This is a genomic window from Micromonospora sp. CA-248260, from assembly GCF_050942205.1.
Taxonomy (GTDB): domain Bacteria; phylum Actinomycetota; class Actinomycetes; order Mycobacteriales; family Micromonosporaceae; genus Micromonospora; species Micromonospora antibiotica.
In genome coordinates this window covers 855,318-879,035 of the sequence record NZ_CP192021.1, presented here as the reverse complement: position 1 = coordinate 879,035, position 23,718 = coordinate 855,318, and the positions used below count along the sequence as shown (strand labels likewise).

20 protein-coding genes are annotated in these 23,718 nt (G+C 71.5%); 2 read left to right on the top strand and 18 right to left on the bottom strand.

From position 1 onward, the window contains the following. Positions 1–10: 10 nt before the first annotated feature. The 12 genes from ACQP2H_RS04170 to ACQP2H_RS04115 form a co-directional block, all read right to left on the bottom strand. Entirely contained in the window at positions 11–691 is a 681-nt protein-coding gene (locus ACQP2H_RS04170) for a DUF4272 domain-containing protein (RefSeq protein WP_208568640.1), read from the bottom strand. Between the two features lie 135 nt (positions 692–826). Further along, positions 827–2,107 (bottom strand): thymidine phosphorylase, encoded by a 1,281-nt coding sequence (locus ACQP2H_RS04165; protein WP_219466964.1) that lies wholly within the window; start codon positions 2,105–2,107, stop codon positions 827–829. A 52-nt stretch (positions 2,108–2,159) separates the two neighbouring features. Next, the gene (locus tag ACQP2H_RS04160; protein WP_433231164.1) at positions 2,160–2,870 is read right to left on the bottom strand and encodes a cytidine deaminase; all 711 of its coding nucleotides are present in this window, start codon (positions 2,868–2,870) and stop codon (positions 2,160–2,162) included. A gap of 160 nt (positions 2,871–3,030) precedes the next feature. Next, complete coding sequence (locus tag ACQP2H_RS04155; RefSeq protein WP_219466956.1) at positions 3,031–4,311, bottom strand: ABC transporter permease; 1,281 nt, start codon at positions 4,309–4,311, stop codon at positions 3,031–3,033. A 3-nt stretch (positions 4,312–4,314) separates the two neighbouring features. Further along, positions 4,315–5,640 (bottom strand): ABC transporter permease, encoded by a 1,326-nt coding sequence (locus ACQP2H_RS04150; protein ID WP_219466954.1) that lies wholly within the window; start codon positions 5,638–5,640, stop codon positions 4,315–4,317. Positions 5,641–5,716: 76 nt separating this feature from the next. Continuing rightward, complete coding sequence (locus ACQP2H_RS04145) at positions 5,717–7,255, bottom strand: ABC transporter ATP-binding protein (RefSeq protein ID WP_433231161.1); 1,539 nt, start codon at positions 7,253–7,255, stop codon at positions 5,717–5,719. A 269-nt stretch (positions 7,256–7,524) separates the two neighbouring features. Further along, entirely contained in the window at positions 7,525–8,595 is a 1,071-nt protein-coding gene (locus ACQP2H_RS04140) for a BMP family lipoprotein (protein ID WP_219470653.1), read from the bottom strand. Between the two features lie 272 nt (positions 8,596–8,867). Then, positions 8,868–9,209 (bottom strand): hypothetical protein, encoded by a 342-nt coding sequence (locus ACQP2H_RS04135; RefSeq protein WP_091252785.1) that lies wholly within the window; start codon positions 9,207–9,209, stop codon positions 8,868–8,870. A 378-nt stretch (positions 9,210–9,587) separates the two neighbouring features. Then, positions 9,588–11,510: a glycoside hydrolase family 13 protein gene (locus tag ACQP2H_RS04130; protein ID WP_433231159.1), complete on the bottom strand. Its 1,923-nt coding sequence runs from the start codon at positions 11,508–11,510 to the stop codon at positions 9,588–9,590. Positions 11,511–11,526: 16 nt separating this feature from the next. After that, positions 11,527–12,336, bottom strand: coding sequence for a sugar ABC transporter permease (locus ACQP2H_RS04125; protein ID WP_219470651.1), 810 nt, complete (start codon positions 12,334–12,336; stop codon positions 11,527–11,529). A 149-nt stretch (positions 12,337–12,485) separates the two neighbouring features. Continuing rightward, on the bottom strand, positions 12,486–14,123 hold the full coding sequence (locus ACQP2H_RS04120; RefSeq protein ID WP_363821208.1) for an ABC transporter permease subunit: 1,638 nt from the start codon (positions 14,121–14,123) through the stop codon (positions 12,486–12,488). Beyond that, positions 14,123–15,376, bottom strand: a complete 1,254-nt coding sequence (locus ACQP2H_RS04115) for a sugar ABC transporter substrate-binding protein (RefSeq protein ID WP_219466940.1) — start codon at positions 15,374–15,376, stop codon at positions 14,123–14,125. The genes ACQP2H_RS04120 and ACQP2H_RS04115 overlap by 1 nt, the downstream gene beginning before the upstream one ends. 205 nt (positions 15,377–15,581) lie before the next feature. On the opposite strand from ACQP2H_RS04115, the gene ACQP2H_RS04110 reads away from it, so the two are divergent. Next, positions 15,582–16,646 (top strand): LacI family DNA-binding transcriptional regulator, encoded by a 1,065-nt coding sequence (locus ACQP2H_RS04110; RefSeq protein ID WP_357536187.1) that lies wholly within the window; start codon positions 15,582–15,584, stop codon positions 16,644–16,646. A 396-nt stretch (positions 16,647–17,042) separates the two neighbouring features. Beyond that, the gene (locus ACQP2H_RS04105) at positions 17,043–18,677 is read left to right on the top strand and encodes a glycoside hydrolase family 13 protein (RefSeq protein WP_433231154.1); all 1,635 of its coding nucleotides are present in this window, start codon (positions 17,043–17,045) and stop codon (positions 18,675–18,677) included. Between the two features lie 218 nt (positions 18,678–18,895). Here ACQP2H_RS04105 and ACQP2H_RS04100 read toward each other — a convergent pair whose 3' ends face one another. The 6 genes from ACQP2H_RS04100 to trpS all read right to left on the bottom strand — a co-directional run bounded on the left by ACQP2H_RS04100 (position 18,896) and on the right by trpS (position 23,692). Continuing rightward, entirely contained in the window at positions 18,896–19,333 is a 438-nt protein-coding gene (locus ACQP2H_RS04100) for a hypothetical protein (protein WP_433231152.1), read from the bottom strand. 115 nt (positions 19,334–19,448) lie between these two features. Further along, positions 19,449–20,096 carry a hypothetical protein gene (locus tag ACQP2H_RS04095; RefSeq protein WP_433231149.1) on the bottom strand — a complete coding sequence of 216 codons (648 nt, stop codon included), beginning with the start codon at positions 20,094–20,096 and terminating at the stop codon, positions 19,449–19,451. Positions 20,097–20,638: 542 nt separating this feature from the next. Continuing rightward, positions 20,639–20,998 (bottom strand): GntR family transcriptional regulator, encoded by a 360-nt coding sequence (locus ACQP2H_RS04090; RefSeq protein ID WP_433231146.1) that lies wholly within the window; start codon positions 20,996–20,998, stop codon positions 20,639–20,641. Continuing rightward, on the bottom strand, positions 20,998–21,909 hold the full coding sequence (locus tag ACQP2H_RS04085; RefSeq protein ID WP_433233438.1) for a YhjD/YihY/BrkB family envelope integrity protein: 912 nt from the start codon (positions 21,907–21,909) through the stop codon (positions 20,998–21,000). Before ACQP2H_RS04085 ends, ACQP2H_RS04090 begins: the two co-directional genes overlap by 1 nt. 155 nt (positions 21,910–22,064) lie before the next feature. Further along, positions 22,065–22,634 (bottom strand): 2'-5' RNA ligase family protein, encoded by a 570-nt coding sequence (locus tag ACQP2H_RS04080; protein ID WP_244252842.1) that lies wholly within the window; start codon positions 22,632–22,634, stop codon positions 22,065–22,067. Between the two features lie 32 nt (positions 22,635–22,666). Further along, complete coding sequence (gene trpS, locus ACQP2H_RS04075; RefSeq protein ID WP_219466907.1) at positions 22,667–23,692, bottom strand: tryptophan--tRNA ligase; 1,026 nt, start codon at positions 23,690–23,692, stop codon at positions 22,667–22,669. Between the last annotated feature and the right edge of the window lie 26 nt (positions 23,693–23,718).

The following is a 23,718-nucleotide window of genomic DNA, read 5'->3' as shown; positions in this document are numbered from 1 at the left end:
GGCCACCGGCTCAGGTGGACAGGTCGACCTCTTCCCAGCCCGGCGGCTCGTCGTGGTACGGGCCGCGCAGCATCACCGCCCACTCCAACGCCCACCGGCGCTGGCCGATCGCGTTCGCGTCCACCAGGCCGGGCAGCCGGTGCCCCGACTTCTCCACCTCCAGGTACGCCCAGTCCAGGCAGTAGTGCAGGTCGAGCAGGGCGGCGGCGTCCGCCGGGTGCTGCGGGGCGGCCAGGATGCGGGCCCGCCACTGGCCGAAGGTCTCCCCCCCGGCCAGGTACGGCATCCGCTCCACCAGCCGTTCGTCCACCGGGATGGTCGGGTCGAGCTGCTTGCTCAGGCCCAGCACCCAGGACAGCGAGAAGAGCGCGTCGTGGTGCAGGACGAACGAGCGGTGGTCGCCCTTGCCGCCCACCACGAACTGCCACTCGGGCGGGGTGACCATGTCGACCAGGTGGGAGTCGAGCAACCAGCTCATCGCCGTCTGCGCCGGCATCCCGAAGCAGCGGGCCAGGATCAGGTGCAGCACCGCGATGCGGGCCTCGATCTCCACGGTGGGACGCAGTTCGATCTCGTCGCCCGGCTCCCAGACCAGGGGAAACTGGGTCGGTGGCAGGGGCAGGCGCAGCCGGGACAACTCGTCGAGGCTCGCCTCGCGGACCTCGCGGGGATCGGGCGCGGCTACCAGCACGATCGGATTCCCTGTCTGCTCACGCGGCGTCACCGCCGTTCGGTCCCCCTGACCAGGGAGGATAGCGTTCCGTTGCGACCGGCACCATGCCGGCCGACCCCTGTCGGTCGACCGGCCGCCAGGGGTGACGACCTGTCAGCCGATCCGCTCGATGACCAGCGGCGACGTCGTCGGCGCGACGGTCGACACCCGCACCGCGCGGGCGGCCTCCGCAGCCGCCGCCGGCAGTCGGGTCGCATCGTCGGCGCGCAGCTCGTACAGCGGTTCGCCGACCCGCACCGGGTCGCCGGGCCGCTTGTGCAGCACCACCCCGGCGGCGGCACTGACCGGGTCCTCCTTGCGGGCCCGGCCGGCGCCGAGCCGCCACGCGGCCACCCCGATGGCGTACGCGTCGACCGACTCGACGTAGCCGTCGGTGTCGGCCCGGACCACCTCGGTCTCGTGGGCCGTCGGCAGCGGGGCGTCGGGGTCCCCACCCTGGGCGCGGATCATCGCCCGCCAGGCGTCCATCGCCCGCCCGTCGCGCAGCGCGGCGGCCGGGTCGGCGTCGGGCAGACCGGCCGCGTCGAGCATCTCCCGGGCCAACGCCAGGGTCAGCTCCACCACGTCGGCCGGGCCACCACCGGCGAGCACCTGCACCGACTCGGTCACCTCGATCGCGTTGCCGACGGTCAGACCGAGCGGGGTGGACATGTCGGTGAGCAGGGCGACCGTGCGCACCCCGTGGGCGTCCCCGAGCGCCACCATGGTCCGGGCCAGCTCGCGGGCGTCGGCCACGTTCTTCATGAACGCGCCGGAGCCGACCTTGACGTCGAGGACCAGCGCCCCGGTGCCCTCGGCGATCTTCTTGCTCATGATCGAGCTGGCGATCAGCGGGATCGCCTCCACGGTGCCGGTGACGTCGCGCAACGCGTACAGCTTGCGGTCGGCCGGGGCGAGTGCGGCGCCGGCCGCGCAGATCACCGCGCCGACGTCGCGGAGCTGGGCGATGAACTCGTCGTTGCTCAGCGCCGCCCGCCAGCCGGGGATCGACTCCAGCTTGTCCAGCGTGCCGCCGGTGTGCCCGAGCCCCCGGCCGGAGAGCTGCGGCACCGCACCGCCGCAGGCCGCGACGAGTGGGGTGAGCGGCAGGGTGATCTTGTCGCCGACGCCGCCGGTGGAGTGCTTGTCGACCGTCGGCCGGGCCACCGCCGACAGGTCCAGCCGCTCCCCGCTGGCGATCATCGCGGCGGTCCACCTGGCGATCTCCGCCGCCGTCATGCCGCGCAGCAGGATCGCCATGGCCAGCGCCGACATCTGCTCGTCGGCCACCAGCCCCCGGGTGTACGCGTCGACCACCCAGTCGATCTGACCGTCGCTGAGCACACCCCCGTCCCGTTTGGCCCGGATGACGTCGACCGCGGTAAAAGCACTCACCGTTGAGTTCCTTCTGAAGTCGTTGCAGTAACCGGCGTGAGGGCCGGACGGGTCAGGAGGCGGCCCAACGGGCCGGGATCTCCAGCGGCGGCTCACCCTCGCCGGCCCAGAAGATGGTGCCCTCCGCGTCCACCACCACGACCCTCGGCGTCCGGGCCAGTCCCCAGTTGATCGCCTCCGCCGGGTCGCCCCAGCTCGGCGCCTCCTCCAGCACCCCGGGCCCCGCCTCGTCGGTGTCCCCCGCCGACCGCTCCCAGTACGCCGTCCAGATCTGCTGCCCGGCGGAGAGGTCCGGGTGCACGAAGACGGTGCCCCGGCCCCGCCAGGCGGCCAACCGGTCCGGCACCACCGGCACCGGGGTCCCGCCGACGACCGCCTCGATGTCGGCCACGTCGAAGGCGTGCGGCAGCAGCTCCGCCATCCGCAGCGGGCCCGTCCTCGACTCGACCAGGCACTCCGGGCCGCCGTTCTCCCAGAGCAGTTGCCGGCACCGGCCGCACGGCATCAGCGGCTCACCGTTCGCGTCGACGCAGGACATCGCGACCAGCCGCCCGCCGCCGGTCGCGTGCAGCGCCGACACCACCCCGCACTCGGCGCAGAGGGTCACCCCGTAGCCGGCGTTCTCCACGTTGCAGCCGACCACCACCCGGCCGTCGTCGACCAGGGCCGCCGCGCCGACCGGGAACTTCGAGTACGGCACGTAGGCGTGCCGCATCACCTCGGTGGCGGCGGCCCGCAGACGCTCCCAGTCGATCTCGCTCATCCCCTCATTCTGCCCAGGTCACCCCGCCCGGGTGCGGGAAGGGTGCCGGTCAGCCGCCCGTCGTCCACCGCCGCCCGGCGGGCCGTACCCGGACGGCGTCGTCGGGAACGGTGCGGGCCCGGCAGGGAGGTCCCCGCCGGGCCCGCACCGGGCCGGTCTCTCAGCCCTTGACGTACGGCTTGCCGTCGGCGGCGGGCGCCCGGACCCGACCGACCAGCCCGGCCACCGCCAGGATGGTCGCCAGGTAGGGCAGCATGGCCAGGAACTGGCTGGGGATGCTGCTGCCGATCGCGCCGAGGTAGGTGGCGAGCTGGTCGGCGAAGCCGAAGAACAGCGCGGCGAGCAGCGCCCCCGTCGGGCTCCACCGGCCGAAGATCAACGCGGCCAGGGCGATGAAGCCCTTACCGCCGATCATGTTCTTGGTGAAGCTGTAGAGCGCCAGGGTGTACGACGCGCCACCGATGCCGGCGACCACCCCGGCCAGCAGCACGTTGCGGTAGCGCAGGCCCAGCACCTTGACCCCGAGGGTGTCGGCGGCGGTCGGGTGCTCGCCCACCGACCTGGTCCGCAGACCCCACCGGGTCCGGAACAGCGCGAGGTGGATGACGAGCACCAGCAGCAGGCCGAGATAGAGGAAGATGTTGCCCCGGAACAGCGCCGGGCCGAGCAGCGGGATGTCCTTCAGCAGCGGGATCTCCCAGTTGCCGAAGCGCGGCGCACTGTTGTACTTGTCGGCGTTGGTCTGCATCAGCCGCTCGTAGAGGAAGCCGGTGACGCCGACCGCCAGCAGGTTGAGCACCACCCCCATGACGACCTGGTCGACCAGGTAGCGGATGGCGAAGACGGCCAGCAGCAGCGAGATGAACGCACCGCCGATCGCCGCCGCCACCAGACCCACCCAGACGCTGCCGCTGAGGCTGCCGAACAGCGCGCCGCTGAACGCGCCCATCAGCAACTGCCCCTCGATGGCGACGTTGACCACGCCCGACCGCTCGCAGAGCACCCCGGCGAGCGCACCGAAGACCAGCGGCAGGGCCAGGACGAAGGTGCCCCGCACGATGTTGACCATCGGCATGAAGTTGCGGCCCTCGGGGGCGGCGGAGACCTGCCAGCACAGGAAGCTCAGCACGAAGCCGACCAGCCCCACCCCGAGGACCACTGTGAACCAGCGCTTCGGGACCCCGGCCAGCAGCGCGCCGCCGGCTGCGGCGGCGACGACCCCGAACAGGATCGCGCCGAGGGTGCCCTGGATCTCCAGCGCCGCGCCGCCCTCGGTCTCGCTGAGGGTGAACCGGGCCTGCTGGCCGGTGGCTAGCGCCCCGAACAGCACGGCGGCGAGCACGCCCAACGCCAGCAGGACCAGGCCGACCTTACGGGGGCGGGTCCAGAAACCCTCGTCGACCGCGGCCACGGCGACGTCGGGAACAGCGGTGGTGGACATGCCTCACCAGCCCTTCGCGAGGCTCGTCTGCAACCGGGCGGCACGGGCGGCCCGGAGCTGGAAGATCGCCTTCACCAGGGCCGGCGCGGCGATGAAGATGACGATCAGCGCCTGGAGCACGGTGACCAGCTCCAGCGAGATCCCGGAGTACGACTGCATCCGGTTGCCACCGGCCTGGAGCGCGCCGAACAGCAGCGCCGCCAGCAGCACCCCCCACGGCTTCACCCGGCCGAGCAGCGCCACCAGGATGCCGTCGAAGCCGATCTGCGCGATCACCAGCGGGGTGAGCGCGTTCGCGGTGGAGCCCAGCACCATCTGGCTGCCGCCGAGGCCGGCGAGCATCCCGGCGATCACCATCACCAGCACGTACGTCTTGGTGACGCTGATGCCGGCGGTCCGCGCCGCATCCGGGTTGGCCCCGACGGCCCGCAGCTCGAAGCCGAGCGTCGACCGGTTGAGCAGCCAGGCGATGGCCCAGGTGGCCAGCACCGCGAGCAGAATCCCGGCGTGCACCCGCAGGTTGTCGCCGAGCAGCCGGGGCAGCGCGGCGGAGGAGTCGACCGGGCGGCTGATCGCGTCCGCCCGGTCCGGGTTCTGCACACCGTTCTGCACGATGATCCAGGACAGGAAGTAGACCGCGACGTAGTTGAGCATGATCGTGTTGATCACCTCGTGCGCACCGGTCCGGGCCTTGAGGATGCCGGGGACGAAACCCCAGACCGCGCCGCCGACCGCACCGGCGATCAACGCGACGACCAGGTGCACCACCGGCGGCAGCGGCAACGCGAACCCGGCCACGGCGGCCAGGATCACGCCCATCGTCGCCTGGCCCTGCGCGCCGATGTTGAACAGCCCGCCCCGGAAGGCGAGCGCGACCGACAGGCCGGTGAACACCAGTGGCGCGGTGTAGGTGAGGGTCTCCGAGATCGGGCTCATCGCGGCGGTGAAGCCGGACGCCTCCGGGTCGAAGACCGCCCCCTTGAACAGGTTGGCGTACGCCTCGCTGACCACCGTCCAGCTGGCGTCGAGCGCGTCGGCCGGGCGGGCCGTGATGTAGCCGTAGGTGGCCAGCACCTCCGGGTCCGACACGATGATCAGGACCGCGCCGACCAGCATCGCCAGCACCAGAGCGAGGACGGTGACGGTCACCGTGTTGGCGGCCCAGAGGTTGTCCAGGAAGAGCCGGCCCAGCGTGGGCCGGGGCCCCGGCGCGGGCTGCTTCGGTGCGGTCATCGTGGCGCCCCGGTCGGCCTTGCCGGTCGCGGTCAGCTCCGCCTCGGTCGCCGGTTCCTTGTCCGGGGAGCCGGACACCGGGTTGGGGTCGCTCATGCCGTCACCTCGCTGCACGCGGTGCCGGCGGGAGGCACCGGGGCGCGGTGTCGATGATTCACTCGCTGCCGCTCGCTCATGCCTCGTCCTCGTTGCCAGGGCTCTCGGGGGTCGGTGCCGCGTCGCCGGTCGTACCGTCGGCCACCCCGGTCGGGTCGCCCGCCGGGGCCGACCCGGCGGCGTCGGGGGTGATGCCGGCCATCAGCAGGCCGATCTCCTCGCGCGGGGTGTCCGGGCCGACGATGCCGATGATCCGGCCCCGGTACATCACCGCGATCCGGTCGGCGAGGCCGATCACCTCGTCCAACTCGCTGGAGACGACCATGACGGCGGTGCCGACGTCGCGCTCGCGGATGACCCGGCTGTGGATGAACTCGATCGAGCCGACGTCCACGCCCCGGGTGGGCTGGGCGGCGATGAAGAGCTTCAGCGGCCGGGACAGCTCCCGGGCCACGATCACCTTCTGCTGGTTGCCGCCGGAGAGGGTGCCCACCGCCGCGTCCGCCGACGGGGTACGCACGTCGAACTGTTCGATCCGCTCCCGCGCCGACGAGGCGATCGCGTCCGGCCGCAGCGCCAGGCCCTTGCCGAACGGCGGCCGGTCGTAGATGTCGAGGACCAGGTTCTCGGCGACGCTGAACTCCTTGACCAGGCCGTCGACACTGCGGTCCTCGGGGACGTAGCCGACCCCGGCGCGGAGCACCTTCTTGGTGGACCAGCCGTGGATCGGCTCGCCGTCGAGGGTCACCGTGCCGGCGAGCGTCGGGCGCAGCCCCATGATCGCCTCGATCAGCTCGGTCTGCCCGTTGCCCTGCACGCCGGCCACGCCGAGCACCTCACCGGCGCGAACGGTCAGGTCGATGCCGTCCACCGCGCGGATCTGCCGGTCGTCGTCGACGACCAGGCCGGCGACCTCCAGGATCGGCCGGCCCGGGGTGGCGGGCTGCTTGTCGACGGTGAGCCGGACGTTGCGGCCGACCATCAGCGCGGCCAACTCGTCCCGGCTCGCCTCGGGGGAGGCGGTGCCGACGGTCCGGCCCCGCCGGATCACGGTGATCCGGTCGGCGATGGCCTTGACCTCGCCGAGCTTGTGGGTGATGAAGACGATCGACTTGCCGGCCGCCTTGAGCGACCGCATGACCGTGAGCAGCTCCTCGGTCTCCTGCGGGGTGAGCACGGCGGTCGGCTCGTCCAGGATCAGCAGGTCGACGTCGCGGGTGAGCGCCTTGACGATCTCGACCCGCTGCTGGATGCCGACCGGCAGGTCCTCGATCACCGCGTCCGGGTCGACCCGCAGGTTGTACCGGGCGGAGACCTCCGCCACCTCGCGGCGGGCCCGCCGCCGGTCGAGGAAGCCGACGACGCCGCCCCGGACCTGCTCCGCGCCGAGCATGATGTTCTCGGTCACGGTGAAGACCGGCACCAGCATGAAGTGCTGGTGCACCATGCCGATCCCGGCCCGGATCGCGTCCGAGGGGCCCTTGAGCCGCAGCGGCTGGCCGTCGACCAGGATCTCGCCCTCGTCGGGCTGGTAGAGCCCGTAGAGCACGTTCATCAGGGTCGACTTGCCGGCGCCGTTCTCGCCGAGCAGGGCGTGGATCTCTCCAGGCTCCACCGTCAGGTCGATGTGATCGTTGGCGACCAGATCACCGAACCGCTTAGTGATGCCGCGCAGTTCGAGTCTCAGCGCAACCTCCTGGAGTGCGAGCGATGGTGCAGCCTAGCTGCCGGTCGACCGGCCACCGGGGTGCCGGCCGGCCGGTGCGCGGACCGGCCGCCCCGACGCCCGTGGATTCCCCACGTACGCCGGGACGGCCGGTCGTCATGCCTGGTGCCCGCCGGCCGCCGCTGCCGATGATCCCATCGCGGCGGCCGACGCGGCGGTCACTTGGTCGGCTGGGCCTTCGAGGTGACCGTGATGGTGCCGGCGGCGATGTCCGCCTTCAGCTTCTCGACCTCGGCCTTGAGGTCCGCCGGGACCTTGCTGTCGAAGTCGTGGTACGGGGCGATCGAGACACCGTTGTTGGCGAGGTTGCCGACGAAGCCCGGGGTGGCGGCGAGCTTCTCGCCACCGGCGGCCTTGAGCACGGCGTCCTTGACGGCGTCCGGGATGTTCTTGACCACGGTGGTCAGCAGCGCCGCGCAGTCGGGGGTGCTCTCGCAGCCGTCGACGTCGACCCAGACGACCGAGTACTTGCCACCCGAGGCCTTCGCCGCGGAGGTGGTGCCGAGGCCCGCGCCGCCGGCGACCGGCATGACGATGTCCGCGCCCTGGGCGACCAGCGCGTCGGAGACCTTCTTGCCCTCGTCCTGCTTGGCGAAGTCGTTGGTGAAGGAACCCTTCTGGGTCGCCTTGTCCCAGCCGAGCACCTGGACGTTCTTGCTCTTGGTCTTGTTGTAGTGCGCCACGCCGTCGGCGAAACCGTCCATGAAGATGGTCACCGGCGGGATCGGCAGGCCACCGTAGGTGCCGACCTTGCCGCTCTTGGTCATCCCGGCGGCCAGGTAACCGGCCTGGAAGGCGGCCTGGGCGGTGTCGAACTGCATCGGGTAGACGTTGGCCGTGGCCGGGTTCGCGTCCACGATGCCGAACTGCTGGTTCGGGTTCGCGGCGGCGATCTTCTTGGTGGCGTCCTGCATCAGGCCACCGACGGCCAGGATGAAGTCGCACTTCTGGTTGACGTACCCGGTCAGGTTGACCTCGTAGTCCGCCTCGGCCTTGGACGCGACGTACTTGATGTCGATCTTGTCGTTGGCCTTCTTGGCCTCCTCCAGGCCCTTCCAGGCGGAGGTGTTGAACGACTTGTCGTCGATGCCGCCGACGTCGGTCACCATGCAGGCGCTGTACTTCTTGTCGCCGCTGCCACCGGCGTTGTTGTCGTCGTCCGGCGCCTCACCACACGCGGCGGCACCCAGCACGAGCCCACCCGCCGCGATGGCAGAGGCGATCCGCATCCCACGCACAGAGCGCAAGACGTCTCCTTCCATTGCTCACCGCCTCGTGCGGTGGCAGCCCTTGAACCGGCGAGCGTTGTGCCGCCGGCATCCCACGTTACGGACGGGAGCGTAGCCCGCCGTCCACCCACCGGCCGCCAATCGTGCACGACTGTTGAACGCTCGTTATCCCGGCGTAACCCGGGCGTGGGGCACATCACTCAGCGTGCCAGTGCCGACCGGCCCGGTGTCGCGAACGCCCGTTTCCCGGCGGCCCCGCCGACCGTCGCCGGCTACCGCCAGAACACCGCCACGGCGGCCGTGACCAGGGTCAACCCGACGATCGCCAGGAAGTGACCACGGGCCACCTGCTCCCGCTTCCGGGAGAAGAAGACCATGACGAAGATGAGCAGGGCCAGCACCAACTTGGTAACAAGCTTCGCGGGGGCCGGCTCGTCGCCGTCACGTAGCGGCGCGGACAGGCCCACGCCGGTCAGCAACTGGATCACCGAGCCCCAGAGCATGGCCGCGTTGATCCGCAGCCGGCCGCTGACGTACTGGGCGACCGCACCGCCGAGGAGCAGCGCGAAGCCGATCAGATGGACGTAGAGAAGGATCAGTCGGAGAGCTTCCACGCGAGCCATCCTCCCCCATCAACGACACTTTGTAGTAGGTGCCCCGCCGGCTGAGCTCAATCCGTGATCTCCCCCGGCCACGGCAGGCCGCCCGCCCACGCTCCGCAGCTCAAGATCGTGCTCGAACCATGGTGTAGTGGCCTGCTCGCACGGAAGCCACTACAACCAGGTTCGAGCACGATCTTCCAGGAGACCCCCACGGAAAGGGCAAGACGGGCGCGGGTGGGGCGGGAGCGGGGGTGGGCGGGGGTGGGCGGGGTGGTGTGGAGGTGCGGGGCGCGGGGTGGTGCGGGGGCGTGGGCGGTGCGGGGGTGAGGGTGCGGGGTGGGGTGCGGGGTGGGGTGGGGGTGCGGGGCGCGGGGGCGGGTGGGGTGGGGGTCAGAGGTGCCAGAGTTGGAAGGTGGGGCCGTCGCCGGGAAGGGTGGTGCTGCCGTCGGCGGACGGGTGCAGGGCCGGGGCGCCCCCGTAGACGTTCTCACCGGCCGGACGGGATGCGGCGCTGCCCCCGTACGGCAGGCCGGTCAGCCGCACCGGTGGGCCGGCGGCCCGGCGGGCCAGTACCAGCACCGTGCCGGCCGTCGCCTCGCGTAGGAAGACCAGTGTGTCGGCGTCCGCATGCACCCAGCGCAGTCCGCCGTGCCGCAGCGCCGGGGTGTCCCGCCGCAACGCCAGCAACGCCCGGTACGCGGCGAACGTCCCGGCGTCCCAGCTCTGCGGCCGGTGCCACGGCATCGGGGTACGCGAGCCCTCGCCGTTGCCGCCGGTCAGGCCCAGCTCGTCACCGGCGAAGACCACCGGGGTACCGGGCATGGTGGCGAGCAGCCCGGCGGCCACCTCCTGCCGGGCCGCGTCGCCAACCACCGTGCGGATCCGGGCCGAGTCGTGCGAGCCGAGCAACTGCCACGAATGGGTGTACGACCGCCAGGAGATCAGCGACCGGAAGCTGTCCATGGTGGCGAGCACGGCACGGGCGTCCCGCCGCCGCACCCCGCCCGGCGTCCCGAGGAAGTTCGGCACCGGCTCACCGCCCTGCCCCGACAAGCCCCCCGGCCCCGGCCCCCGCCCGCCCGCAGAACCCGCAGGACCCGGTGCGCCGGCCGGCCGGTGGGCAGGGCCCTCGCGGCGCAGCCAGGACCAGACCGGGTCGGTGAAGCCGACGTAGTTCATCGTGCCGTGCCAGCCGTCGCGGTCCAGGTCACCGGTGTGGTCGTGACCGTGCTCGGCGAGCAGCAGCCCGTCGGGGCGGGTCTGCACGACCACCTCCCGCAGCAACCGCGCCACCTCGTGGGTGTACGCGTCCGCGCCCCGCCGCCCGGTCATGTTGGCCACGTCGACCCGCCACCCGTCCAGCCCGTACGGCGGACGCAGCCAGCGGCGTAGCGGCGAGTCCGGATCGGTGGCGAAGCGGCGGCGCAGTTCGGCGCTGCCCCAGTTGAGCTTGGGCAGCGATCGCACCCCGTTCCACGACTCGTAGCCGGTGGCCGGGTCGAAGTAGTACAGCTCCCGTTCGGGGGCGTCGCCGTCGGCCAGGGCGCGGGTGAACCACTCGTGCGCGTCGCCGGTGTGGTTGCTGGTGATGTCGCCGAGCAGCCGCCAGCCCCGGGCCCGGACGGCGTCGGCCAGCCGGACCAGCGCCGCCTCCCCGCCGAGCAGTGGATCGACGGTGTCGAAGCCGGCGGCGTCGTAGCGGTGGTTGGAGCGGGCCGGGAAGACCGGCGTCAGGTAGACGGTGTTGACGCCGAGCCGGTCCAGGTGGTCGAGCCGTTCGGTGATGCCGTCGAGGTCGCCGCCGTAGAACTGGCGTGGGGTATGCGGGCCGTACCCGATGACCGGGGTGTCCCAGTCGCAGGGGATCGCCCAGTCCGGCGGGGTGCGGTCGGCGGCGACGGCGGAGCGGGCGAACCGGTCGGGGAAGATCTGGTAGATCACCGCGTCCCGGGCCCAGGCCGGCGGCGGGGCGTGGCTGACCAGCTTGAAGTCGCCGTGGTCGGGCACGTCGTGGTCGACCTGACCGGCGGCGTTGAGCCAGCGGTAGCCGGTCGTCCCGGTCAGCATGAACCGGTAGTTGCTGACCGGGTTGCGGACCTCGACGTCGGCCCGCCACCACACGTCGTGGCCGTCGCGGCGGTCGACGGTGGCCTCGACGAAACGCGGTTCACCGTCGGCGGTGGTGCGGACGTGCACCTGCCGGACGTCGGTGCCGTCGGGTACCCGGACGAAGACCGGCACGGTCTGCCCGAGGGCGGGTTCCTGCTCGGGCACGTACAGCGCCGAGCCGTCGTGGTGCGGCGACAGGGACATGGCGTGGCCTTTCGGTTCAGCCCTTGACGGCCCCGGCGGTGAGGCCGGAGACGATGTAGCGCTGGAGGAGCTGGAAGACCAGCACGGTGGGGATCGCGGTGAGCAGGGTGCCCGCCGCGAAGATCCCGAAGTTGTTGTTCCGCTCCCCCGCCACCAGGCCGAACATGCCGACCGCGAGGGTCTTGGAGCCGGTGTCGGTGAGGAACACGTTGGCGATCATGAATTCGTTGATCGTGCCGATGAACGACAGCAGCGCGGTCACCGCCAGGATCGGCGCCACCAGCGGCAGCATGATCCGGAAGAAGACCTGCGCGTGGCTGGCGCCGTCCATCGTGGCCGACTCGTCCAGCTCGCGGGGCAGGGTGTCGAAGAACCCCTTCATCAGCCAGGTGTTCATGCCCAGCGCGCCGCCCATGTAGAGCAGGAACAGTCCCCACGGGGTGTTGAAGCCGATCGACGGCCACAGGTCCGTGACCCGGGTGAAGATCAGGAAGATCGCCACGATCGCCAGGAACTGCGGGAACATCTGGATCAGCAGCAGGGTCAGCAGCCCGACCCGCCGCCCGGCGAAGCGCATCCGGGAGAACGCGTACGCCGCCAGCGCGGACAGGAAGATCGACGCGAAGCTCGCCCCGCCCGCGATGAGCAGCGAGTTGAGGAACCAGCGGCCGAACTCCGTCCGCTCGAACAGGTCGCCGAAGTTCGACAGCGACGCCCCGGTGGGCAGCAGCTCGGTCGACGAGAGGGTGCCGAGCGGGTTGAGTGCGGCGGAGAGCACGAACAGGATCGGGAAGAGGCTGAACGCCACCGCCAGCACGCCGACCACGTGCCGCCAGCCGACCTGGGTGAACCACCGGCCCGGACGTCGGCCACCGCGTACCGCGGCAGCCGGCCGACCGGCACGCGGGCCGGCGGCATCCGACCGGACGACGGGTGCGGCGGGGGCCGCCGGCCCGGCGGCGTGGGGACGGGTCGTCACGAGTAGACCTCCTCCTGCTGGCGGGTGCGCCGGAAGCTGACCGCCGAGACCGTGGCCACGATCGCGAAGATGAAGATCGACACCGCGGCGGCCAGGCCGAACTCGGCGCCCTGCGCGCCGAAGGCCAGCCGGTAGGTGTACGTGATCAGCAGGTCGGTGGCCCCGTTGGTCGGGTTGTCCGGCGCGAACGGGCCGCCCTCGGTGGTCAACCAGATCGCGTTGATGTTGTTGAAGTTGTAGGCGAACGACGCGATCAGCAGCGGCGAGAGCGCGACCAGCAGCAGCGGCAGGGTGACCGCCCGGAACGACTGCCAGGGCGACGCGCCGTCGACCGAGGTGGCCTCGGTCAGCTCCCTGGGGATCGCCTGGAGCGCGCCCGTGGTCACCAGGAACATGTACGGGTACCCGAGCCAGAGCTGCACCAGCAACACCGCCAGCCGGGCCGACCAGGCCTCGCCGAACCAGTCGACACCGAGCCCGAACAGGTTGTTGACCAGGCCGAAGTCGGTGTTGAACATGTCCCGCCAGACCAGCAGCATCGCGAACGACGGCATCGCGTACGGCAGGATCAGGAACACCCGGTAGAGGTTGGTGCCCCGCATCCGGGGCGAGTGCAGGGCCAGGGCGATCGCCATGCCGAGTCCGAAGGTGAACCCGGTGGAGCCGACCGCGAAGGCGAAGTTCCACAGCAGGGTGCCGAAGAACGGGCCGGAGATGTCCGGGTCGGTGAGCACCCGGGCGAAGTTCTTGAACCCCACCCCGACCTGCCAGCCCTGGGCGAGCCGCTCGCCGTCGGCGGCGACGAAGGCACCGGTGTCCGGGTCGGCCGTCCAGGTCCTGCCGGTCTCGCCGTCGGTGACGCAGTCGCAGCCCCGGTCGTACGCCCGGACGGCCTTGCCCTCGTAGGCGCGGGACAGGCCGTTGGAGCGCACCGCGCCCCCGGAGGTCGGCACCACCAGGGCGGTGATCTCCTCGCTGCGTACGCTGGCCTGGCCGACGTTGAGCACGGTGTAGCCCTTGGCGGCGGTGACCCTGCCGCTGCCGGCGACGGTCACGTCGGCGGCGTCGAGTGGGCGCAGCCCGTCGGCGTCCCCGGCGGAGACCCGGCCGGTCCCCGGGTCGGTGAGCAGGAAGACCAGCGGGCCGGTGGTCGGATCGCCGGTGGTGGCGATGGCGAGGGCGTACTCGGCGGAGCCGGGGACCTGCTTGACCGAGGAGGTCTCGATGGCGACGATCGCGTCGTCCTTGGAGCCCCGGTGGCCGTCGCCGAAGTTCGTGAACGCGGTGCTCGCGGTGTAGAGCACCGGGAAGACCTGGAAGGCGATCAGGAAGATCGTTCCTGGCACCAGGTACTTGGCCGGGATGTGCCGGCGGGTCAGGTAGAGGTAGCCCAGGCCGACGGTGGTGACCGCCAGGACGGCGAGACCGACCCAGAGCCGGGCGGCGACGAGCGGGAAGGCCGCCCAGATCGCGATCCCGGCCACCAGGCCGAGCAGGACCACCTTGACGGCGAGGCCGGTCGCGGTGATCGGCGCGTGCTGGCGCGCGGTACGGGAGGTTTCCGGGGGCCCGGAACGCGCAGGCCCCCGGCCCGGGGCCTGCGGGGCAGGTCCCGGGCCGGACAGCGTGCTCATTACTTGATCTGACCCGAGATCGTCTTGCCGGCGGCGGTGACGGTCTTCGCCGGGTCGGCACCGCCGATGACTGCCGCTTCGGCCTTGCCGAACGGGTCCCAGATCGCGGCCATGGCCGGGATCGCCGGCAGCACCTGGCCGCCCTTGCCCGCCTCGGAGAACTTGGCCAGGTCCGGGTCGGCGCCCTTGACCTGGTCGAACGCGGCGGTCAACGCCGGCGGGCGCGGCTCGGCCTGGTAGAGCGCCACGGCCAGCTCGGGCGTGGTCACGTAGTTGGTGACGAACTCCTGGGCCAGCGCCTTGTTCTTGCCCTTGGCGGCGACGTAGAACGCCTGGACGCCGACGAACGGCTGGGCCTGCTTGCCACCGGCGAAGCCGGGGACCGGGGAGATGTCGTAGGAGATGCCTGCCTTCTTGGCGTCGGCGATCGCCCACGGGCCGGAGACCAGGAAGGCGCACTTCTTGCCGGTGAAGGTGGCGATCGAGTTCTCGCCGGTGATGGAGCGCTTGAGCGCGCCGTCGCCCTTCTCACCGAGCTTCGCGATCTTCTGGAAGGCCGCGATCGACTCCGGCTTGCCCACGCCGAGGTCCTTGGGGTCGTAGTCGCCGTTGGCGGCGGTGCCGAAGAGGTACCCGCCGGCCGAGGTGTAGAGCGGGTAGATGTGGTAGGCGTCGCCGTTCTGTCCGGACTGGAGGCAGAGGATCTCGCTGGCCTTCTTGTCGGCCTTGAGCTTCTTGCCGGTGGCGACGAGGTCCTCGATCGTCTTGGGTGCCTCGGGGGCCAGCGCGGTGTTGCGGATCAGCGCGACGTTCTCGGTGGCGTATGGGACGCCGTAGAGCTGACCGTTGAACGTCACCGCCTTGATCGCGGTCTCGTTGAAGCCGGACTTCTGCTCGGCGGCGAGCTGCACCGGGTCGATGGCCCCGTTCTGCACCAGGTTGCCGATCCAGTCGTGCGCGCCGACCACCACGTCCGGGCCGCTGCCCTGCTGGGAGGCGGTGACGAAGTTGGTCTGGAGGTCCTTGGAGACGGCCTGCACCTCGACGGTGACGCCGTTGTCCTGGCCGAACTTCTCGGCGAACGGCTTGAGGGCCGCGGTGCGCTTGTCGTCCGCCCAGATGACGAGCTTGCCGCCCGCCGCCTGGGAGGTGGCCTTGGTGGCCGGTTCGTCGTTGCTGTTGTCGCCGCCGCAGCCCGACGCGGCGAGCGCCAGGCCGAGAACGGTGACCACACCCGCGGTACGGATGCGCATCGGTACTCCTGTCGTCATGGCGAAGCCGACCACCGGGGGGAAGGGCGGCCTCGTCGTGGGAAACACTGAAAGTTCTTGCTGACCGGCGCCGGGCAGGCCGCGCCGCTGCTGTCGCGTGTTGCCGGGACGTTAGCAAGAGGTTGCATATTATGGAAGGGCTTGCAGAGACGTACGCAAGAACTTGCCCTTGGGTTAAAGTTCCGCCATGCGCGCTCGACTGTCCGACATCGCCCAACAGGCCGAAGTCAGCGAGGCCACGGTGTCGCGGGTGCTCAACGACCGCCCCGGCGTGGCCCCCGAGACCCGGCAGGCCGTCCTGACCGCCCTCGACGTGCTCGGCTACGAGCGCCCGGCCCGGCTGCGCAAGCGCAGCGCCGGGCTGGTCGGGCTGGTGGTGCCGGAGCTGGAGAATCCGATCTTCCCGGCGTTCGCCCAGGTCATCGAGTCGACGCTGGCGCAGAGCGGGTTCACCCCGGTGCTGTGCACCCAGACCCCGGGCGGGGTCACCGAGGACGAGTACGTGGAGATGCTGCTCGACCGGCAGGTCTCCGGCATCGTCTTCGTCTCCGGCCTGCACGCCGACACGGCCGCCAACCATGACCGGTACCGCGCGCTGATCGCCCGGCCGCTGCCGGTCGTCATGATCAACGGGTACGCCCCCGGCATCGCCGCACCCTTCGTCTCCTGCGACGACCGGGAGGCCACCGAGCTGGCCGTGGCGCACCTGGTCGCGCTCGGGCACCGGCGGATCGGCCTGATCACCGGGCCGGACCGGTTCGTGCCGGTGCAGCGCCGGGTGGCCGGCTTCCGGGCCGCGATGACCCGGCTCGGCTCCACCGGCAGCGAGCTGGACGCGCTCGCCGAGCTGTCGCTGTTCGGCGTCGAGGGCGGCGAGGCCGCCGCCGGGCGACTGATCGAACGCGGGGTCACCGGGATCGTCTGCGGCTCCGACCTGATGGCGTTGGGTGCGGTCCGGGCCGGCCGGCAGCGCGGCCTGTCCGTCCCCGGCGAGCTGTCGGTGGTCGGCTACGACGACTCACCGCTGATGGCCTTCACCGACCCGCCGCTGACCACCATGCGGCAGCCGGTGGCCGCGATGGCGGTGGCGGCGGTCCGGGCCCTGGTCGACGAGATCAACGGGCACGCCGCCCCGCACTCGGAATACCTGTTCCGCCCGGAGCTGGTGGTACGCGGATCGACCGCGGTGGCCGGCCAGGCCGGCCCGGGCCGGCCCCACCCGGCACCCACCGCCCTCGCCGTCCCCGCCTGAGCCACGCCCCAGTTCCACTGCTGCCCCGCCTCCGCCTGAGCTGCGGAGCCCGCATCTGCGCCCAGGCCGTGAGCCACCCGACCTGCCAGCCTGCCCGGCCCATCTGATCCGCCAGCCCACCTGATCCGCCATTCCACCTGATCCGCCAGCCCGCCCGGTCCGGCGGCGAACCGACGCCGGACCGGGCGGATGCGGCGCTCCGTCGCCGGGCCCATCTCCCGGCTGCTGGGACGGGGGCGGGCCGACCCCACCCTGGCCGCGGGTGACGGGCGTCATTTCTTGCGCAAGCCCTGCTTGACTCTTGCAGCATTCGGCCGGCATTCTCTCCACACCCGCGTCCGTCACCCACCACCGCGCGGGTGCCGCCGTCCCGCCACAGAACGGGGAGCTCCGCCGATGACCGCCGCCACCGACCCCACGCCGCAGACCTCCGACGACTGGTGGCGTGCCGCGGTCGTCTACCAGGTGTACGTCCGCAGCTTCGCCGACTCCGACGGCGACGGCGTCGGCGACCTCGGTGGCATCCGGCAGCGGCTGCCCTACCTGCGTGACCTCGGCGTGGACGCGCTCTGGCTCACCCCGTTCTACACCTCGCCGCAGATCGACGCCGGCTACGACGTGGCCGACTACCGCGACGTCGACCCGCTCTTCGGCAGTCTCGCCGACTTCGACGCCATGATCGCCGACGCGCACGCGCTGGGCCTGCGGATCATCGTGGACCTGGTGCCCAACCACACCTCCAGCGCGCACCCGTGGTTCACCGCCGCCCTCGCCGCCGGCCCCGGCTCCCCGGAGCGGGAGCGTTATCTGTTCGCCGACGGTCAGGGCGCGCACGGTGAGCTGCCGCCGAACGACTGGGAGAGCATCTTCGGCGGCCCCGCCTGGACCCGGCTGCCCGACGGCCAGTGGTACCTGCACCTGTTCGACCCCGCCCAGCCCGACCTGAACTGGCGGCACCCGCAGGTGCGCGCCGAGTTCGAGGACGTGTTGCGGTTCTGGCTCGACCGGGGCGTCGACGGGTTCCGCATCGACGTCGCCCACGGGATGATCAAGGCGGAAGGGCTGCCGGACGTCGGCTTCAACTCGATGACCACCGGCCGGCGTCAGTCGGAACTGCTCGGCAAGGGCCGGCTGCCCTACTTCGACCAGGACGAGGTGCACGACATCTACCGGGCCTGGCGGCCGATCCTGGACAGCTACCCCGGTGGCCGGATGGCGGTGGCCGAGGCGTGGGCGGAGACCCCGCAGCGACTGGCCCGCTACATCGGCCCGGACGAGCTGCACCAGGCGTTCAGCTTCGACTTCCTCGACGCCACCTGGTCGGCAGACTCGTTCCGCAAGGTGATCGACACCGCGCTGGCCGAGTCGACGATCGTCGGTGCGCCGACCACCTGGGTACTGTCCAACCACGACCGGCAGCGGCACGTCACCCGGTACGGCGACGGCGAGATCGGCCTGCGCCGGGCCCGCGCCGCCGCCCTGCTGATGCTGGCCCTGCCCGGCTCCACCTACCTCTACCAGGGTGAGGAACTCGGCCTTCCCGAGGTGCTGGACCTGCCCGACGCGCTCCGCCAGGACCCGGCGTTCCTGCGTACCGGGGAGAGCCGCGACGGCTGCCGGGTGCCCATCCCGTGGAGTGGCGAGCTGGCCCCGTACGGCTTCGGTCCGCAGGGCAGCGCGCTGAGCTGGCTGCCGGCCCCGGCGACCTGGCGGGCCCTCTCGGTGGCCGCCCAGACCGGGACGCCCGGCTCGACGCTGGAGCTGTACCGGGCGGCGCTGCGGGTGCGGCACGAGCACCCGGCGTTGGCCGCCACCGCCGGCCCGGTGGTCTGGTTGGAGACCGGGCCCGGCGTGCTGGCGTTCCACCGGGCCGCCGACGACGCCCGGCTGACCTGCGTGGTCAACCTCAGCGGCGCCCCGGTCCGGATCGACGGGTACGGCCGTCCCCTGGTGGCCAGCGCCGACCTCACCGAGCAGGACACCGGACACGTCCTGCCGGTGGACGCAGCTGCGTGGTTCGAACGGCGCTGAGCCGGGTAACCCGCCTTTGACCTGGTCGTCCGTTGTGCCCCGCGCCGACGGGCGACTGGGCTGCCGACCCCTTGTGGTGGGGGGTGAGGTGGCACCGGCCTCCCGGGGAGCGGACTCCCCGGGAGGCCGGAGCTCCATCGCTTACCGGGCCCGCCCCGGGCCCCGAGCCGTCGGCGTCCGGCACCGGTCGACGACGCGGTCCCCCAGCGGCGGAGCCGTCACCGGCCGCGCAGCAGCGCGGCGATCCGAGCGAAGCCCGCCCGCACCTGCGCCACGGTCGGTACGGGCGGCGGCTCCGGCCGGTCCGCCCCGTCGACCGCCGGCTCCTCCTGCTCGTCGAGCACGTCGTCGAAGTCGCCGTAGAGGTCGGCGGCCTCGATCCGGGCCTCCTCGTCCTCGGCGGCGAGCTGCGACGCGGTGATCTCGCCCCGGATCTCCTCGGCCGACAGCGCCGGCAACAGCGGCTCGACCACCGCCAGCAACTGCTCGTCGGCCACCACCGCCTCGGCCAGGGCCAACGCGTGCGGGCGCTCGTACGGGCCGCAGACAACAGGCTCCCACTCCGCAGGGTCGCCGAGCGGGCCAACCGTGATGATCCACGGCAGGCCGAGCATCGGCGAGTCGTCCGGCAGGTCCAGCGTCACAAGTGCGCCCACCGGCTCATCATGTCGGCCCGACCCCGAACATGGGCGATATTCGCCTCAACCCACGGCGACCCGACCCGGCAGCAGCGGAGGCGGCCGACCGGTCCTGACGTCGTGCCGCCGCAAATCAGCGCGCGTTCAGGCTGAGCATCAGATTCTCGTCGGCATTGTGGATCGCGAGCAGTTCGAACCGGGTGGACTGCCGAATATGATCACTCGGAGCGGAGAAATCCGCCTTCAGCAGCCAGTCGAGCGTCGCCGTGCGCTCCTTGGCAGTGAGGACCGGACCGAGGCAGCCCTCGACCAGGTTCTTCAACAGAAGCCGCTGCACGGCACCACGAAGCTTGACCCTGCAGAAGATGTGAGCCACTTCGTTCCGGCGGTACTTGTCCGGCTGACCGACCGCAGCCGCCAGTTCGTCCCGAGTGCCCGGCAAAGTCACGTTGACGATACGCAGTGCGCCGTCGACCGTCACCGGGCCGGGCCAGCGCTCGACCCAGGCGTCCGTGACCTTGGCCGGGGTGATACCGGCGAACGCCGGAACCGGTCCGGTGCGGGTGGAGGTGGGGGTGGGAGGCGGCAGGGGTTCACCTCTGTCGCCCTGCCGGCCGGGAGGCCGCTGGGGGGCCGCGCTGCTGTCGCGCCACACCACGGCGGTCAGGAGCAGGGCCAACACCACCACAGGCACCGCCAGCAGGAGCCACTTTTTTGACATCTTCGACGTCGTCCCGCCATCCGCCGGTGCCGATCCGACTTCCCGTTCAAACCCGTTCACTATTGTGCCCCCGTGTCACATTTAATCGAAAACGATGTCACCACACATCGCCAGCCGCCATGGCGAATAGCTGCACGGTGAACATTTTTCAATGCTACGCATTCAGATCATTCTCTGCAACTATCAGGGCTGACGGAAATCGCCGCAAATATCCACGGGGGTGCAGCCACGGGGGCGAGTACGACGCCGCAGAATACGTCATCGCGGCGGCAACGACGGCAGCGAGTACACCTGCGAGCTGGATCAGGGCACCGGGCTGCCCGGGATCAACGGTCACGACAAGTGGGTTTACCTGGGTGCCTACAATCTGGGCCGTGGATCGTATGTGCTGCTGAACAATTCAGGGCCCGCCAGCAACGTCGACATCGCCTGGGACGCCATGGCGTTCGTCCCTATCGCCAACCGCACGGGCCACGATTGCGAGGATCCCTACTAGCAGCGCCGGCATCGGACCGACCAGCCGATGCGCAATGTCAGCAAGCGCCCCCGGTGACGAGTACCGCGTCACCGGGGGCGTTCGCCCTGTCCTCGGCTCGGTTCTGTCAGGGTGTGTCCAGGGCGGCGCGGACCAGGGCCAGCGCCCGGTCGGGTGACACCCCCAGCCGGGCCGCCTCCTCGGCGTACCGGGTGGCCGCCCGCTGCAACCGGTCGACCGCGTCGTCCCGGCCCGGGGCGACGAAGGTGCCGTGCCGGCCCCGGGTCTGCACCAGCCCAACCGACTCCAGCTCCCGGTAGGCGCGGGCCACCGTGTTCACCGCCAGCCCCAGCTCGGCGGCGAACTGCCGCACCGTGGCCAGCCGGGTGCCCACCGCCAACCGGCCGTCGCCGATCATCGCGGCGAGCTGCGCCCGCACCTGCTCGTACGGGGGCACCGCCGAGCCCGGGTCGATCTCGATCAGCATCAGCCCGCTCCTCCCGGCGTACCCGGATCGGTCTCGGTCTCGACGTCGGCCTCGACGTTGACCTGCCGCATCACCGCGCCCTCGGAGAGGTCGACGACCCGGCCGTGCCGGCTGGTGGCGGCGAGCGCGGCACCGAAGAGCACCAGCTGGTTGAGCAGGTAGAGGTAGAGCAGCACGGCCACCGCACCGGCCACCACCGCGTACGCCGGGTTCCGCTCGGTCCGCACGATGTAGAACCGGCCGACCGTGTTGAGCAGGGTGATCCCGACCGCCACCAGCAGCACCACCGGCCGCAGCCGTCGCCGGCTCATCCGCAGCCGGGGCACCACCACCAGCAGCGCCGTCGCCAGCACCGCGTTGACCAGCACGCTGAGCACCGCGCTGATGGTGGTCAGCCCCACCGAGCCGGTGGCCCGCAGCAGGAACCGCAGCACCGACTCCAACGCGTCCACGGCCGCCACCGAGACTCCGAGCATGACGAAGACCAGCAGCAGCACGCCCAGGTCCACCAGCGGGCGGACCAACAGGTTGCCCGGCTGCTGGTTGAAGCCGTACATCAGCCGCTGCGACGACCGGATCGCCTCCACCCAGCCGATCCCGGTGAAGACCAGGATGACCAGGCCCACCACCCCGACCGCGTTGCTACTCTCGGCGATCTGCTGCGGGTCGAGGAAGGGCAGGTTGTCCCGCAGGAACGCCGCCACCGCGTCGGAGACCTCGTCGTTGTCCTCCAGGATCGCCCCGAAGACCGAGTACGCCACCAGGGCGAGGGCGAAGACCGCGAAGAAGCCGTAGTAGGCGATGGCGGCGGCCAACCGTCCGCCCAGCACCTCGCCGTAGAGGTCCACCGCCCGCCAGACATGGTCGAGCCGCGGCCACCGGCTCCGGGCCACGGCGAACCGGCGGTCCATGCCGGCCGTCCACCGGCCCCACGCATCCACCACGTCATCCTCGCCGATCTGTCGTCACCGGGCCCGCCAACCGGCTGCCGGCGGAAGGGGCGCCGGCCACCGGTGGACGGGGGTGCCGCCCGTGCCGGCGCTGCGACCGGACACCGGCGGGCGGGTCAGCCGCCGAGCCGGAAGTCCCGGCGCGGCTGCCACCGGGTCTGACCGCTGTGCGAGAACAGGGTGAACGCCTCCACCTCGAACATCGCCGAGAAGTCCGCCAGGTCCTCGTACGCCCGGTCCAGCGCCTCGGGGGCGACGTCCTGCGCCACGGTGACGTGCGGGTGGTACGGGAAGCGCAGCTCCCGGTGCAGCTGGGGCGCGGCGTTGATGGCGGCGGCGAGCAACTCGCACTCGCTGATCCCGGCCGCCACCGCGACGAAGACCACCTGGGTCACCGGCCGGAACGTGCCGGTGCCCCGCAGATGCAGGGTGAACGGCAGGTGGGTGGCGGCCACCTCGGCCAGATGCGCCTCGACCGCCCCCAACGCGGCCACCGGGATCTCGGTCGGACCGAGCAGTGTCACGTGCGCCGGGACGACCTGCGGGTCACCCGTCTGCACCCGCCGTCGGGTGAGCAGCTCACCCCACGGCTCCGGGATGTCGACCGCGATCCCGATCTGGATGGTGTCGCCGGCCACCGGAACCTCGTCCCTGCGATCCACGCTCCGCGCCACCCCTCCGGCCATCGTCTCGACCCGTACCGCCGCCCCGCCCATGACTACTCGAAGTGGACCGGCGCCAGGAACCCGACCCGCTCGTACGCTGTGCGCAGCGTCGGCACGGTGACCTCGCGGGCCTTCTCCGCACCGGCGGCGAGCAGCTTGTCGAGCTGGGCGGGATCGTCGAGGTACCCCCGGGTGCGTTCCTGGATCGGGGTGACGAACTCGCGGACCACCTCGCCCAGCTCCTTCTTGAGATCGCCGTACCCCCGGCCCGCGTACGCGGCCACCAGGTCGTCGATGCTCCGGCCGGACAGCGCGGAGTGGATGGTGAGCAGGTTGGACACCCCGGGCTTGGTCTCGGTGTCGAAGACGATCTCCCGGCCGGTGTCGGTCACCGCCGAGCGGATCTTCTTGGCCGAGCGGGCCGGATCCTCCAACAGGTCGATGATGCCGGTCGGCGAGGACGACGACTTGGACATCTTCGCCGTCGGCTCCTGCAGGTCAGTGATCTTGGCAGTGTCCTTGACGATGTGCGGGGCGGGCACCGTGAAGGTCGGCCCGAACAGCGAGTTGAACCGCTGGGCCAGATCCCGGGACAGCTCCAGGTGCTGCCGCTGGTCCTCGCCGACCGGCACCGCGTCGGCCTGGTAGAGCAGGATGTCGGCGGCCTGGAGGATCGGGTACGTGAACAGGCCGACGCTGGACCGGTCGCTGCCCTGCTTCTGCGACTTGTCCTTGAACTGGGTCATCCGGCTCGCCTCACCGAAACCGGTGATGCAGCCCAGCACCCAGGCCAGCTGCGCGTGCTCGGGCACCTGCGACTGGACGAACAGGGCGCTGCGCTCCGGGTCGATGCCGACCGCGAAGAGCTGCGCGGCGGCCACCCGGGTGCGCTGCCGCAGCACCGCCGGATCGTGCCCGGCGGTGATCGCGTGCAGGTCGACCACGCAGTAGAACGCCTCGTGGGTGTCCTGCAACGCCACCCAGTGCCGCACCGCGCCCAGGTAGTTGCCGAGGTGGAACGAGTCGGCCGTCGGCTGGATGCCGGAGAAGACGCGGGGGCGGGCGGGAACGTCGGACATGCCGGCAATTCTGTCAGCAACCTCCG

What these genes read in the sequence shown, in the direction of transcription:
- ACQP2H_RS04160 (WP_433231164.1), bottom strand. Translation starts at nt 2,870, where the DNA reads ATGAGCGAGATCGACTGGGAGCGTCTGCGGGCCGCCGCCACCGAGGTG.
- ACQP2H_RS04155 (WP_219466956.1), bottom strand. Translation starts at nt 4,311, where the DNA reads ATGTCCACCACCGCTGTTCCCGACGTCGCCGTGGCCGCGGTCGACGAG.
- ACQP2H_RS04150 (WP_219466954.1), bottom strand. Translation starts at nt 5,640, where the DNA reads ATGAGCGACCCCAACCCGGTGTCCGGCTCCCCGGACAAGGAACCGGCG.
- ACQP2H_RS04140 (WP_219470653.1), bottom strand. Translation starts at nt 8,595, where the DNA reads ATGCGGATCGCCTCTGCCATCGCGGCGGGTGGGCTCGTGCTGGGTGCC.
- ACQP2H_RS04130 (WP_433231159.1), bottom strand. Translation starts at nt 11,510, where the DNA reads ATGTCCCTGTCGCCGCACCACGACGGCTCGGCGCTGTACGTGCCCGAG.
- ACQP2H_RS04120 (WP_363821208.1), bottom strand. Translation starts at nt 14,123, where the DNA reads ATGAGCACGCTGTCCGGCCCGGGACCTGCCCCGCAGGCCCCGGGCCGG.
- ACQP2H_RS04115 (WP_219466940.1), bottom strand. Translation starts at nt 15,376, where the DNA reads ATGCGCATCCGTACCGCGGGTGTGGTCACCGTTCTCGGCCTGGCGCTC.
- ACQP2H_RS04110 (WP_357536187.1), top strand. Translation starts at nt 15,582, where the DNA reads ATGCGCGCTCGACTGTCCGACATCGCCCAACAGGCCGAAGTCAGCGAG.
- ACQP2H_RS04105 (WP_433231154.1), top strand. Translation starts at nt 17,043, where the DNA reads ATGACCGCCGCCACCGACCCCACGCCGCAGACCTCCGACGACTGGTGG.
- ACQP2H_RS04090 (WP_433231146.1), bottom strand. Translation starts at nt 20,998, where the DNA reads ATGCTGATCGAGATCGACCCGGGCTCGGCGGTGCCCCCGTACGAGCAG.
- ACQP2H_RS04085 (WP_433233438.1), bottom strand. Translation starts at nt 21,909, where the DNA reads ATGGACCGCCGGTTCGCCGTGGCCCGGAGCCGGTGGCCGCGGCTCGAC.
- ACQP2H_RS04080 (WP_244252842.1), bottom strand. Translation starts at nt 22,634, where the DNA reads ATGGCCGGAGGGGTGGCGCGGAGCGTGGATCGCAGGGACGAGGTTCCG.
- trpS (WP_219466907.1), bottom strand. Translation starts at nt 23,692, where the DNA reads ATGTCCGACGTTCCCGCCCGCCCCCGCGTCTTCTCCGGCATCCAGCCG.